The sequence below is a fragment of the Globicatella sp. HMSC072A10 genome (assembly GCF_001811625.1).
GTDB classification, from domain to species: Bacteria; Bacillota; Bacilli; order Lactobacillales; family Aerococcaceae; genus Globicatella; species Globicatella sanguinis.
The window spans coordinates 1-12,895 of record NZ_KV805656.1 but is presented as its reverse complement, the minus strand read 5'-3'; the positions used below and the strand labels follow the sequence as shown (position 1 = coordinate 12,895).

Annotated in this window: 13 protein-coding genes; 11 read left to right on the top strand and 2 right to left on the bottom strand. The window is 35.8% G+C overall.

All coding sequences use genetic code 11. The annotated features are described in order from the left end of the window. The first annotated feature begins 103 nt into the window (after window positions 1-103). From HMPREF2811_RS02955 to HMPREF2811_RS02945, 3 genes are all read left to right on the top strand, one after another. Entirely contained in the window at window positions 104-652 is a 549-nt protein-coding gene (locus HMPREF2811_RS02955; RefSeq protein WP_071408034.1) for a YceD family protein, read from the top strand. Window positions 653-680: 28 nt separating this feature from the next. After that, on the top strand, window positions 681-860 hold the full coding sequence (gene rpmF / locus HMPREF2811_RS02950; protein ID WP_071408033.1) for a 50S ribosomal protein L32: 180 nt from the start codon (window positions 681-683) through the stop codon (window positions 858-860). Between the two features lie 192 nt (window positions 861-1,052). Further along, window positions 1,053-1,949 (top strand): DMT family transporter, encoded by an 897-nt coding sequence (locus tag HMPREF2811_RS02945; protein ID WP_071408032.1) that lies wholly within the window; start codon window positions 1,053-1,055, stop codon window positions 1,947-1,949. 480 nt (window positions 1,950-2,429) lie between these two features. Here the strand turns inward: HMPREF2811_RS02945 and HMPREF2811_RS02940 are convergent, their stop codons facing one another. Together HMPREF2811_RS02940 and HMPREF2811_RS02935 are read right to left on the bottom strand one after the other, a co-directional pair. Continuing rightward, entirely contained in the window at window positions 2,430-3,107 is a 678-nt protein-coding gene (locus HMPREF2811_RS02940; RefSeq protein WP_071408031.1) for a DsbA family protein, read from the bottom strand. 73 nt (window positions 3,108-3,180) lie between these two features. Then, window positions 3,181-3,777, bottom strand: a complete 597-nt coding sequence (locus HMPREF2811_RS02935; protein WP_071408030.1) for a CYTH domain-containing protein — start codon at window positions 3,775-3,777, stop codon at window positions 3,181-3,183. A gap of 127 nt (window positions 3,778-3,904) precedes the next feature. Here HMPREF2811_RS02935 and HMPREF2811_RS02930 point away from each other — a divergent pair, with 127 nt between their 5' ends. The 8 genes from HMPREF2811_RS02930 (at window position 3,905) to HMPREF2811_RS02895 (ending at window position 12,615) form a co-directional block, all read left to right on the top strand. Beyond that, on the top strand, window positions 3,905-4,537 hold the full coding sequence (locus tag HMPREF2811_RS02930) for a GTP pyrophosphokinase (protein ID WP_066125177.1): 633 nt from the start codon (window positions 3,905-3,907) through the stop codon (window positions 4,535-4,537). Between the two features lie 12 nt (window positions 4,538-4,549). After that, complete coding sequence (locus tag HMPREF2811_RS02925) at window positions 4,550-5,410, top strand: NAD kinase (protein WP_348651913.1); 861 nt, start codon at window positions 4,550-4,552, stop codon at window positions 5,408-5,410. A gap of 13 nt (window positions 5,411-5,423) precedes the next feature. Then, window positions 5,424-6,179 (top strand): TlpA family protein disulfide reductase, encoded by a 756-nt coding sequence (locus tag HMPREF2811_RS02920; RefSeq protein ID WP_071408029.1) that lies wholly within the window; start codon window positions 5,424-5,426, stop codon window positions 6,177-6,179. A 1-nt stretch (window position 6,180) separates the two neighbouring features. Beyond that, window positions 6,181-7,092, top strand: a complete 912-nt coding sequence (locus HMPREF2811_RS11525; RefSeq protein ID WP_066125185.1) for an RluA family pseudouridine synthase — start codon at window positions 6,181-6,183, stop codon at window positions 7,090-7,092. Between the two features lie 21 nt (window positions 7,093-7,113). After that, on the top strand, window positions 7,114-8,475 hold the full coding sequence (gene mgtE / locus HMPREF2811_RS11520; protein WP_066125187.1) for a magnesium transporter: 1,362 nt from the start codon (window positions 7,114-7,116) through the stop codon (window positions 8,473-8,475). A gap of 123 nt (window positions 8,476-8,598) precedes the next feature. Continuing rightward, a complete protein-coding gene (locus tag HMPREF2811_RS02905) occupies window positions 8,599-9,609 on the top strand; it encodes an alpha/beta fold hydrolase (protein ID WP_071408028.1) in 1,011 nt (336 codons plus the stop codon). 24 nt (window positions 9,610-9,633) lie between these two features. Continuing rightward, window positions 9,634-10,671 (top strand): M42 family metallopeptidase, encoded by a 1,038-nt coding sequence (locus HMPREF2811_RS02900; protein ID WP_071408027.1) that lies wholly within the window; start codon window positions 9,634-9,636, stop codon window positions 10,669-10,671. A 585-nt stretch (window positions 10,672-11,256) separates the two neighbouring features. Beyond that, the gene (locus HMPREF2811_RS02895; protein WP_071408026.1) at window positions 11,257-12,615 is read left to right on the top strand and encodes an FAD-dependent oxidoreductase; all 1,359 of its coding nucleotides are present in this window, start codon (window positions 11,257-11,259) and stop codon (window positions 12,613-12,615) included. Window positions 12,616-12,895 lie beyond the last annotated feature (280 nt).

The window sequence follows — 12,895 nt, the reverse complement described above, 5'->3', positions numbered from 1 at the left end:
GAGGAAAACCAACAATAATTTGACACTATCAAAATATAAGAGAGAATTGACAGTATAGCCAAAAATAGGGTATAATACATACTGTCGTTTTAGAGGTGATAATATGAAATGGACAATTCGAAAGTTACGTGATAGTAGAGATGAATTGGTACCAATCGAAGTCGATTTGGATATCAAAGAACAAGCAATTTCACGAGATGATTCAATTATTCATTTAAGACCCGTTCACGTATCAGGTTATTTTGTTGTTCGAGAACCAGATATTATATTACACTGTAATGCGGATGTAGTTATTACATTACCATCAACGCGCAGTTTAAAACCTGTGGAAGTGGATTTAACCTTCCCAATTAAGGAACGTTACGTCTATCCTGAGAATGATGTAAATGCAGACGATTATGAGGAGACAACTATCGTTCTTGAACACGATTATATCGACCTCGAACAGGCTGTACTGGAGACTCTATTATTAAGTTTACCGCAACGAGTGGTAGGACCTGATGAAGTTGAAGAGGATTTACCGAAAGGTAATCACTGGGCAGTCTTGACCGAAGATGAATACCACCAGCAACAAGAGGATGCTAAGCCGGAAATTGATCCACGCCTAGCGAAGTTGCAATCCCTATTAAACGAAGACAATGAAACTGAGTAAACTCAGTCACTATCAGGAGGTGTAAAACATGGCAGTACCAAAACGTAAAACATCAAAAGCATCAAAAAGAAAACGTCGTACACACTTTAAATTAGAAGTTCCAGGAATGAACACATGTCCGGAATGTGGTGAATTAAAATTAAGTCACCGTGTATGTCCATCATGTGGTTTCTACGATGGCAAAAACAGAGCAAAAGATGCTGAATAATTAAAAATATAGAGTTAGGATGACGATTTCCTAGCTCTTTTTTTATTTATAAATAAGTTTGGTTGCTAAATGATTATCAAGCATTTGTAGAAAATGAAGAGTAGTAGCGACAGTAAGTGATGAATTGATACTTTTAGTTATGTGGAAATATGTTACACTAGAATGTGGATTAATTTGAAAAGGAAGTGAAGTATGTCATTACGAAGTAAAGGAATTATCGCCATTTTATTATCAGCATTAGGATTTTCATTAATGAACTTATTTATTCCATTAGCAGGTGATATTCCGACCATTCAAAAAAGTTTTTTTAGAAATTTAATAGCAATGATTGTCGCAATCATTGTTTTATTCAATGAACATAAGAAGGTACCTATTAAAGAACTTAAAAATCCCAAATCAATTCCTTGGGGAACGCTGATTCTAAGAGCGTTTATTGGGACTGTCGGTTTATGGTGTAATTTTTATGCGATGGATCATCTTATGATTTCTGATGCATCAGTATTAAACAAATTATCGCCATTCGCAACCTTAATCTTCTCATTTTTGTTTTTAAAGGAACCGATGAAGAAATTCCATTTGGTAGTGCTGGCTTTTGCTTTTACGGGCGTATTATTTGTCGTAAAACCAACGTTAGCATCGACCGCGATGTTCCCTTATCTAATCGGTATTTTAGGTGGGGTTAGTGCCGGTGCGGCTTATACTTGTGTTAGAAAACTGAATTCCATGGGTGTTACCCCGGCATTTATTATTGCCTTTTTCTCGGCTTTTTCCACGATTATCAGTTTACCACAGCTCATTTTTAATTATGCACCGATGAGTGGACAACAAATTTTAATTTTGGTAACTGTTGGTTTAATGGCAACCGTGGGTCAATTTGGTATTACATTTGCCTATAAATTTGCTCCGGCTTCTGAAATATCGGTTTTTGATTACACGAATATTATTTTCACTGGTTTATGGGGCTTTATATTTTTAAAACAAGTGCCTGATCGTTATAGTTTATTAGGTTATGCCATGATTATGTTGGCGGGTATCTTATCATTCCAATATAATCGTTACTTGTTAAATAAAATGAAAAAAGAGGGTTAAGCAAGAAATAGAAATTCAAATGAATTTCGTTTCGACTGTTCACAACCGCACAGTTGGGAATGGACCAGAAGAAGAAAATCGAATGATTCTCGCTTTGTCTGTTACCCCGCACAGTTTGAGACCACTCAACCCCTGCGCTATTAATTTACGAACAATAACCTTAACTAAAATTATCAAGTTTATGCCAGCCTCAAGTCTCTTTTATATTTTATGCTGTTTCGACAGTTAAGGGAAGCTATCGCGCCCGATATTTAAAGTAACATCATTTAAAGCATACTTATTAGTTAGAGCATTGTTTGTCAAATCGGTGGCGATTGTTCCGTTAATATTGTTTGTCAAGCTTTAAAAAAACTTCTCCAGGGGATTGGGTCTCAACAATAAATAGCCTATTTCTTGTGGGTCCACACAAAAGGTTGTAGAGCCTAAAAAAGAACTGCCATCCCAACCATTGGGATGACAGTTATGCTAGGTCGAATAGTTTTAGTCAGTCTTTCTTTTAGCAATAAGCGATAGCTTTGGTTTATTTAAATCATTTAAGTAATCTAACTCAATTAAGAAATCTAGATGTGATAAAATATTTTGCGCTTTAAACGATCCTTCTAATAACACACCACGTTCACCAAGTCTGTGTTCAAACATCACTAAAGCAGGTGTGCACGCGACATTCATATCACGAGCGATTTGTTGATCTTTTTGCAATAAATGTTTGGCATAATCAGATTCCAAATCATCGACAAAGGTTTGCATGTCTAGGCCAATCTCTTCAGCTAAATCTAAAATAAATTCATCTGAAAATCTTTCTAACTGCCCGACAATTCGTGACTGCATTTCCATTAGGAACCGGCGGCCCTTCTTTTTGCCTTGCATTGAAGCGGCTTTATAAGCTAATGAGGCTAGATAAACACTACGATAAATATGGTTACGTGAAGTCAAATCGGTAGACGGTATTCCTAAACGATTCATAAATTCTGTTACAATACTTTGATTGTGGAAACATAAAATGTGGACGTCGGTTTTAGCAGAAATTAAGTCTATTGTTTTGGTTAATTCTCGTTCACAGTTAAAACATTGGCGTCCTAATGGATTGACAAATAAGTAAAATTCAAAAACTTTAGGAATCCCATTCGTTCTGTATTCAATTTGATATTCAGATTTCACAGTAATTCCTCCCTCTAATCTCTCTAGTAATGTTATCTTACCAAAACTAAATTTCTAATACCAATCATAAGCTTTAATGATCATTTGATTGTTTTAGATAATGCAAAGCTCGAGCAATCTTCTTATCTGCTGGCCGAAAATCGATTGCTAAGGCGGTGAGTAAGTTTTCAAATGCTACTTTTGCTGGTTCTAAGTCATGGGTTTCTAATTCAATTTCATAGTCGACGGTATCACCATAATAAGTTCGGTCAATAGCCCATTCGCCGTATTCGTTTTGGTAAAGATAACGGTCTGTTTTTATTTGTAAAAAAAGCTCCAAAGTGTCATCGTCCTTAAATAAATAACGCAATTGATCCTTTATGACGGGGTCATGAAGTTGGTCAAGGGTTATTGTTTGAGGGACGGGCACGATAGGATAGCTATGACTTTCAGTTAACTCAAGTGAACGATGTTGGTCTTGTTGTTGTTTAAAGGTCCATTCGCTATGGGTATTAAAATTCCGTAATCTTAAGGTAGCCTGCGCTTTTTTGAGTTTTTGATCAGCTGAATCATAGTAATTATTATGTTGGGTTTGATATTGATCAAAAGCCAGTTCAAAATGACTTAATAGTTTTGTGAATTCATTAGCGGTTAACTTGGCTTTTATTTCTTGTTCAATTGAATAACTCATGATATCCCTCTTTCTTTAGTCCGTTTTTGATTATATCAAATTTTTCTCGCATATCCCAATAAATTTTACTCAAGTTGTGGTAAAATGGAAATGTTAGTGCGACCAATTTCAAATGAGGTGATTGACGATGCAAGTAGAAGATAATTTTATTGAAGATTGGAAACAATTTTTAGCGCCGTATAATCAAGCGGTAGAAGAATTGAAGCTAAAATTAAAAAATATTCGCGATGAATATAAAGATAACCATCGCCATACACCTATCGAATTTGTAACTGGACGGGTAAAGTCAAAAGAGAGTATTTTAGAAAAGATGGCTATCCGTAATATTGAACCAGAAGACTTATTAATTGGTGTTCAAGATATTGCGGGTATTCGGATTATGTGCCAGTTTGTTGAAGATATCTATGAGGTCGCTCATCTATTGAAAAATCGGCAAGATTTTAAAGTGTTATTAGTCCGTGATTATATCAAGAATCGGAAAGCGAGTGGTTATCGTTCTTATCATATGGTAGTCGAGTACCCGGTTCAACGAGCAAATGAAACCGTTAATGTCATTGTTGAAATTCAAATCCGTACATTGGCGATGAATTTTTGGGCAACAATTGAACATTCTCTAAATTATAAATATCGAGGAGAATACCCAGAAGAAATCCTTAGAAGATTGGAAAGAGCATCGGAAGCTGCTTTTATGTTAGATGAAGAAATGTCTGAGATTAGAGATGAAATTAGGGAAGCTATTCGTATCTTTGATCGCAAATAGGAGGCCGACAAGATGTCAATTCGTGTTTATATTTATGCAAGTAAAAAAGAAGAATCACAGTCGATTAAAGCAAAATTATTAAAACTATTAGCAAAAGCGAATATTGCAGTGGTCGATGAAGAACAAGCATTCGATTATATTATTACAATCGGAGGCGATGGCACCTTATTATCCGCCTTTCAACGTTTACAAAATCGTGTAGATTCGATACAGTTTATTGGGATTCACACCGGCCATTTAGGTTTCTATGCTGATTGGCAATCATATGAAATTGAAGCTCTGGTCGAAGGTTTGTTAGATTGTGTGGATAAACCACCGGTGACCTATCCATTGTTAGAGATTACCATGGAAGATACCATTGGCAATAAAAGTAAATTCTTGGCATTAAATGAATGTTCGATTCGTTCAAATTTTGGCACGATGGTCAGTGATATTTATGTTAAAGAAGAATTTTTTGAAACACTTCGCGGGGATGGCTTGTGTATCGCGACACCGACCGGATCCACTGGTCTTAATAAATCATTAGGTGGAGCTGTGATTCATCCGCGTTTAGATGCGTTACAATTAACAGAGATTGCGTCATTAAATAATCGTGTTTACCGTTCATTAGGTTCTCCGATGATTATTGCCAAAGATGAATGGTTAAAGATTTATCCTACCATTCATGGCAAAGAAACGACCTTTATGTTAATGTTTGATAATAAGTATATTAGTGATATTGAGATTCAATCATTAGTTTTAAAAATTTCTGAAAGCCGGATACGCTTTGCTAATATCCGTCATACCCATTTTTGGAATCGAGTGGAAGCATCTTTTATTGGCTTAAAACAAAAACAAAACAATATCAATCAAATCAATAATCTATTAAAATAATAGGAGCAATGATATGAAACAATTTTATTCTCTATTTTTGACCAGTATGGTTGCAATATCAACTTTAGCAGGTTGTTCCACCACAGATAAGGAAGTCACAACAACGACTGAAGCATCAACGACTGCTGAGGAGACTACCATCCAAGAAACAACCGTTGAAACATCCGAAGAGACCGTTACTGACACGTCAGTACAATCAAGTGAAGAACAAGTTGAAAATTCAAATGAAGCGTCAACGACTGCTAATAATGACAATGAAAGTAATGTCATCGCAGAGGAAGATTTAATCGATGGTGAAGTCGTTATTGATGATAATCTCCAATTTTTAGCAATGGAACCAGCAGAAAAAGCGGCACGATATGCTGAATACGATCATATCAATAAAAATACTTTAACTGAAGTGGCGGCTCTTGATTTTTCACAGGTTGAAGAGGTTGCTAGCGAAGAAGAGTATAATGAATTAATGGAAAAAAGCATGGATGAAGCAGTCGTGTTATATTTAGGTTTCGATGAATGTCCTTATTGTCGTGCTTTTATACCGAAATTAAACCATTTAGCAAAAGAATTGGATGTGACTTTACATTATTACAATACCAATCGTCGAGTAGAGGATCTTAATTTTAATGATGTCATTCAGTTTTTAAATATCGAAACAGTCCCGCATGCTTTTATTTTGCAACAGGGCGAAATTAAAGCGCGTATCAATCACCAAAATACTATGCAGGAGATGGAAGACTTCTTAAGAGAAGTAGTAGAGTTAAATAAATAAGATGGAATTTAAATTTATTAGTGAATTAACGGAACCCATGCAGATTAAGTATTTTTTGCATCATTTAGAATTACCACGTGGCTTTACGACTGCGGTAAAATTTAATGGGGAAATATTATTAAATGATCAACCAGTTTCAGTTAGGGCGATGATTAATCCTGGTGATGAGCTAATCCTGGTCGCACCTGATGAAAAAGGACATGATACGGTCATTCCATCATTTGAGCCAATCGAGATTGTATATGAAGATCGAGATTTATTAGTTGTCAATAAACCAGCTGATGTGGTTTCTATTCCATCGATTAAGGATCCTGATTCGGCAATGGCCAATCGTATCAAAGGTTATTATGTTGCTCAAGATTATCATGATCAAGTCATTCATATCGTGACGCGATTAGACCGTGACACGACGGGACTGATGTTAATCGCTAAGCATCGATTAGCTCACGCCTTGATGGATCGACAAATACAAAATGGTCAAATACAGAAATTTTATCAGGCATTAACGACAAAGACCAACTGGCAGAATGTGCATGGAATCATTGATGCGCCAATTGCCAGAAATGATCAATCGTTAATTACGCGAGTCGTTGATCCTAGCGGTAAGAGTGCTCAAACGGAGTACTGGGTTCAAGAACAATTTCCACACAGTTCTTTATTAAAATTACAATTACATACCGGACGGACTCATCAAATTCGTGTTCATTTAACCCATGTAGGTGGTCCCTTAATTGGAGACGACTTATATGGCGGTCCTTTAACTAAAATACTGGACCGTCAAGCGTTACATTGTGCAGAATTGCAATTTTTCCAACCTTTTACAGGAGAACCGCTTAAAATTCAACAACCATTGCCGGATGATATGCGACAATGGATCATTAAAGAAACAACGTTTAAGATAGAAAATCAATAAACATCATTATGGAGGGATAATATGGAAGTGTTTGAAAGAAACTTCGAAGAAAACGTAGAAGTCATCAAACAATTACTAAATAATAATCGTATGACACGTTTTCGTGCAGAATTTTTGGCAATGCATCAATACGATCAAGCTAAAATATTTGAGCAAATATCACCAGAAGAACGTGATAAAGTTTATCAATACCTTTCACCATCAGAATTAGCAAGCATCTTTGATGCTTTTGAAGTTGATGAAGTCCCGATTGATGATTATTTCCATGAAATGAATGACAACTATGCGGCCAGTGTATTAGCTGAAATGTATGCCGATAACGCCGTTGACTTCTTAAACCATTTAAAAGACTTAAAAAAAGTCAAAGTTTACATGCAATTAATGAAACCAGAAAGTGCTCGTGAAATTAGTCAATTGATCAATTATTTACCAGAAACAGCGGGTTCCATTATGACGACCGAGTTTGTTTGGATTGATGAAAATCTGACATTAAGAGAAGCTTACGAGTATTTAAAAACCGCAGCGGTACAAGCCGAAACAATTTATTATGTTTATGTCATGGATGAGCATGAACGCTTGACCGGGGTTATTTCACTTCGTGATTTAATCATTAATGAAGACAGTCGTTTAGTTAAAGACGTCATGAATACCCGCGTGATTTCGGTGCAAGTGAGTGATGACCAAGTCGAAGTCGCTAAAATGGTTCAAGACTATGACTTATTAGCTTTACCGGTTGTGGGCTTTGACCACGAACTTTTAGGGATTATTACAGTCGATGATATTTTGGATATTATTCAAGATGAAGCGGACAGTGACTACTCTGGTTTAGCTGCGGTTGATGTTAATGTTGACCACGAAACACCTTGGTCTGCTGCTAAAAGCCGTTTGCCGTGGTTAATTACGTTATTATTCTTAGGAATGGGGACTGCTACGTTAATTAGTCAGTATGAAGACTTAATTGAATCTGCTAGTGTATTATCAGCATTCGTGACATTAATTACTGGTACTGCGGGGAATGCCGGAACTCAATCATTAGCGGTCGCTGTGCGTAAGTTGACGAATAAAACAGAAGAAGATACCAAAAATAATTTAATGTTTGAAATTTTAACTGGTTTAATTAAAGGTATCATTGTTGGTGTTACCATTGCGGTTGTGGCAGGAATATGGAAGCGAAATATTATTTTAGGTGGTATTATTGGTATATCGATGGCTTGTGCAATCTTTGTTGCGAATTTAGCCGGCGCGTTAATTCCGAAACTAATGAATAAAATCGGCTTTGATCCAGCGGTTGCCAGTGGACCGTTCATCTCAACTCTTAGTGACTTAACTTCCGTGTTTATTTATTTTACAATTGCATCAGCTTTTATGAATTATTTACGTTAAATACAAGATTTTTATTAAGAGTGGGCAATGAGGCATGACAAATGAAACAGCAATCAGTCGATTGTCAACCATTCGCTCATTCCCTTGCTGACTCTTATTTTTTAAATTAAAGGAGGGTAATCCATGAAGAAAACCGCAAAAGTATTAGGAGCTAGTACCATGATGGCCGGCGTGTTACCACATTTATATTTCTTAGGTAAACATCATAACAGAAAGGCGACCAAAGGGGTTCAAATTATTACCAGTAATCAAGTAGCGACGAATCAGACGGAATATTTTTTATTAGCGAACGGTAATTTTCCTTTATTTACTAAAGTGTATCATGTTGAAAAACCTAAAGCTGTTGTTCAACTGGTCCACGGTGCGATGGAACATCAAGAACGCTATGCAAATTTGATAAAAAAATTAACTCAACAAGGTTTTGCCGTAGTGGCTAATGACCATCGTGGCCATGGGCGTTCGGTAACGGATAAATATCCTAAAGGGTTTATGAATGGTACTCAAGAACTCTTAAATGATTTAGTACTAGTGACCGATTTTATTAATCAATTGTATCCTGAAGTACCAGTCTATATGTTTGGGCATTCGATGGGCTCAATGCTAGCTAGAGCTTATTTATTGGAAAATGATCAGCGGATTGACAAGTTAATTTTGACAGGTGTACCGCCTTATAATCCAATGGTTGGTGCTGGTATTACGTTGGCAAAACTAATTGGCTTTTATCGTGGCGAAAAAGCTTCAAGTTCAATCCTGAATGTATTACCTAAGGAACTCGATTGGATTGCTTATAACCAGCAACATTTACAAACGATTGCAAATGATCCTTTAGGAATGGAACAATTTACCAATGGTGGTAATTTAACGATGTTTGAGTTGAATCGTCTCTTAAATTATCCGAAGAAGTTTAAAGCGAAACACTCAGATTTGCCAATTCTAGTATTAAATGGAGCCGACGATACGCTCATTACCGGCGGCTCAGACGGGATTGATGATTCTGCACGCCGTCTAACGAAAGCAGGATACCGTCATTTAGTATTAAAACAATATCCGAATATGAAGCATGAAATCATTCATGAAAAAGATGCCGATACTGTGCTTGAAGATATACTTTCGTTTTACCGAAAAACGAATTGATTGATGTAAGGAGTAAGATAACGGATGAAACAAACAATTCAATATTTAGAAGACTTATTAGCAATCTCTTCACCAACAGGTTATACCAATGAAGTAGTGGATTATTTAGCTAAGACAGTCACAGAATTAGGCTATGACTATCGACGAACACCAAAAGGGAACTTAATCGTGACGGTTGAGGGACAAAATACCCAAGAGCATCGTACAATAACGGCACACGTTGATACTTTAGGAGCCATTGTACGTGCGGTTAAACCGGATGGACGTTTGAAACTAGATAAAATAGGTGGTTTCCCTTGGAATATGATTGAAGGGGAAAATTGCTTCGTTCATATGGCGAGTAACCAACAAACAGTCAGTGGCACTATTTTAATTCATCAAACAAGTACCCATGTTTACCGTGATGCCGGAACAGCCGAACGTACCCAAGATAATATGGAAGTGCGTCTCGATGCAAAAGTGACGAATGAAGACGAAACACGAGCTCTAGGAATTGAAGTTGGCGACTTTGTTTCTTTTGATCCACGGACCATTATTACGGAAGAGGGCTTTGTTAAGTCACGCTTCTTGGACGATAAAGTCTCAGCTGCTATTTTATTAAAACTGTTAAAAGTTTATGCAGACGATAAAATTGTTTTACCTCATACGACCCATTTTATGTTCAGTGTCTTTGAAGAAGTAGGACATGGTGCCAACAGTAGCATTGATTCTAAGACCGTTGAGTTTTTAGCGGTTGATATGGGAGCGATGGGAGATGATCAACAAACTGATGAGTATACCGTTTCAATTTGTGTTAAAGATGCTTCTGGCCCTTACCATTATAATTTCCGTCAACATTTAGTAGCCTTAGCCAAAGCCCAAGAAATCCCATACAAATTAGATATTTATCCTTATTATGGTAGTGATGCTTCAGCGGCCATGCGTGCTGGAACGGATATTAAACATGCCTTATTAGGTGCAGGAATTGAATCGAGTCATTCGTATGAAAGAACGCATATGGATTCGATTGTAGCAACCGAAAAATTAGTGGATGCATATCTAAGAAGCGAGTTAGTTAAATAAGAGCTGTTGCTTTTTAAAGTGAGATAATGACTTAGAGCTCTTCGCTTTGAGCAATGAGCTAGTTAAATAGTGCCCCTTGCTCTGAGAAATAATCTAATTCGTTGTCCTTAATAGCGTTTTAGTTAAATAAGGGCTGTGCTTTTTTTAAAATAAGCTAGCTAAAATAGGTAAATAACTTGAACAGCGAAATTTAATAAAAAATTACGAATTGCAATCAGCCAATATAATAATAGATAATGAACAGTTAAAAATGCTTTAGTTTGTGAAATGCAATAATCTTGATTATTGATAATCATTCTAATATGCAATTTTTAACTGTTTTTTGGCAATTATTGCACAAAAGGAATTAAGAAATAACGCAATCCAATTGAAAAGTTTGTGAAAACCCCGACTATTTAATTTTAAATTTTAAATAATACTCATTAGTGAAATCTAAAGAAAAGGATTTCAAGTATTGATATAACAATATTTCTATTGCTTAATTAATAAAAATGTTTAATAACAAATAAGCTTTTTTTTTGTGAAATATGTGGTATGATAAACAATGTAATCATATCATTGTGTGTAAAAAATAGGAGGTATATGATGAAAGTAGTAGTTATTGGATGTACTCACGCAGGTACAGCAGCAGTAAAAACAATCTTAAATGAAAACCCAGGTGCTGAGGTTGTTATTTATGAACGTAATGATAATGTATCATTCTTATCTTGTGGAATTGCATTATACATTGGTGGCGTTGTTAAAGACCCTCAAGGATTATTCTATTCAAATCCTGAAGAATTAAAATCTTTAGGTGCGGATGTAAACATGGAACATGATGTAACAAATGTTGACTTAGATGCTAAAAAATTAAATGTTAAAAATTTAAAATCTGGAGAAGAATTTGAAACAACATTCGATAAATTAGTGTTAACAACTGGTTCATGGCCAATTTTACCTCCATTCACAGGCTTCGATTTAGAAAATGTTTTATTATGTAAAAATTATCGTCAAGCACAAGAAATCTTTACTCGTAAAACAGACGCTAAAAAAGTAGTCGTTATCGGTGGTGGTTATATTGGTATCGAATTAGTAGAAGCATTTGCTTTAGAAGGTAAAGAAGTTACTTTAATCGACGGTTTAGATCGTATCTTAAATAAATATTTAGATGCTGAGTTTACTGATATTTTAGAACAAGACTTACGTGATCGTAATGTAAATGTTCAATTAAACCAAATGGTTAAAGGATTCGAAGGAGAAAATGGTAAAGTTACTAAAGTTATTACCGACAGCGCTGAATACGATGCAGACATGGTAATTGTGTGTGTTGGTTTCCGTCCAAATACAGATTTAGTAAAAGACCAATTAGAAACATTACCAAATGGTGCTATTATTGTAGATAACTACATGAAAACTTCTCATCCTGATGTATTTGCTGCAGGTGACTCTACAGCTGTTAACTATAACCCAAATGGTGGACATGCATACATTCCATTAGCAACTAATGCTGTACGTATGGGATCATTAGTAGGTAAAAACATTAACGGCGATAAAGTTGCTTACCGTGGAACTCAATCTACTTCAGGATTACATTTATTCGGATGGAACATTGGTTCAACAGGGGTAAACGAAGGTTCAGCAAAACATTTTGGTTTAGAAACTCGTTCAGTGTATGTTGAAGATAACTACCGTCCAGAATTTATGCCAACTAACGAAAAATTATACATGAAATTAGTATATGAAGTAGGAACTGGCCGTATCGTCGGTGGACAAATCATGTCTAAATACGACTGTACAGCATCAGCTAACACATTATCATTAGCAATCCAAAACAAAATGACGATCGAAGACTTGGCTTATGTTGACTTCTTCTTCCAACCAGTATTCGACCGTCCTTGGAACTATTTAAACATCTTAGCTCAAGCAGCAGTAGAACAAGAACGTAAATTAGCAGAAGAAAACTAATCTAACTCATTAAAATAATTATTAGACTAGGTAGAACAATTGATGTCCGCCTAGTCTTTTTGTATTGACTGGTAATAAGTGTCGTGAAGGGAAACAACCCAATCATAATAGTTTAATATGGATTCTACTCATTCTGGCAGAACTAGTGGAGTGAGAGGCTGGGCATAAACTTGATAAATTCACTCAAAATTATCTTTCGTTAATTATAAGCGCAGTGGTTGAGTGGTTTCAACCTGCGTCTTAAATAGGTAAGGCATAAATTTGATAAATTCAATCAAGT